Origin of the sequence: Vibrio sp. 10N.261.52.C11 (genome assembly GCF_041471405.1) — a bacterium.
Lineage (GTDB): Bacteria > Pseudomonadota > Gammaproteobacteria > Enterobacterales > Vibrionaceae > Vibrio > Vibrio crassostreae_C.
In genome coordinates, this window is sequence record NZ_JBFROI010000083.1 from 1 (window position 1) to 1,063 (window position 1,063).

At 44.0% G+C, this 1,063-nt stretch carries 1 protein-coding gene; it reads left to right on the plus strand.

Translation table 11 applies throughout. The features are described 5' to 3' along the window. Nucleotides 1-101 precede the first annotated feature (101 nt). On the plus strand, nucleotides 102-1,063 hold a 962-nt coding region (locus AB4323_RS22795; protein ID WP_372153421.1), incomplete at its 3' end, for an ISL3 family transposase.

A 1,063-nucleotide genomic window follows, 5' to 3' on the forward strand; every position in this document is an offset into this window, starting at 1 on the left:
AAAAAAGGTTCATCGCGGATTAGCGGGAACTAAAAACAAAAACGGTAGTAAGTGATATGGTTTAGTCGCCAAACAAAAATCATACACAAACTACCGTTTTCATGCCGAATCATACTTTCCTATCTTCATTCTGGGAAGGCTTTCAAATAGTAAAGTCTCACCAGACAGCATCACTTATTACCCTGACTCTTAAACCTAACTCTGAGGCTAAGTGCCTTTGTGGTCTTGAAGCCGAAGCTATCCACGAGTATCAATGGCGTCATGTGAAAGAAGCCATGTTGCTCGGTGTTCCTGTTGAACTTTCCGTTCAAACACGAAGAATCAAGTGTCGTGACTGCGGCATAAAAACAGAGTCTCTATCTTGGTTAGAGCCTTATGCTCGTATAACGAAGCGCTTAAAAAGTTATATAGAACAACTGCTGCCTCTTCTTCCCATTAAGCATATCTCCCAGTTAACAAGCGTACATTGGCACACCATTAAAGAGATAGATAAACGCCGACTTCGACAAGTTGTACCGTCAGTGAAATGGGAAGAGCTAAGGCAACTCGTCATGGACGAGTTCGCTATCTTTAAAGGGCACAGGTATGCCACGGTCATTGCTGACGCTAAGACTCACCAAGTTATTTGGATAGGGTTAGGCCGTAGCCGCAAGGACATACGACCGTTCTTCGAGCTGTTAGGCAAGCATGGCAATAATATCGAAGCGGTCGCGATGGACATGAATACGGCTTTTGACCTTGAAGTTCAAGCGCATTGCCCGAACGCAAAAATCGTTTACGACTTATTCCATGTTGTTGCTAAGTTCGGTCGTGAGGTCATGGATAGAGTCCGAGTCGACCAAGCCAACAAACTCAAGCAAGATAAAAAAGCGAGGCAATGGGTCAAGCGCTCACGCTGGGTGTTGTTGAAAAATAGAGGCAACTTAAATCCACGGCAAGACAGCTATCTTACAGAAATATTGAATATCAATAAGGACTTAATGACCACTTATATACTCGGGGCACAACTCAAAGAGCTTTGGTATTGTGAATCAGAAGCACATGCTAAAGGGCTCTGGGAGGC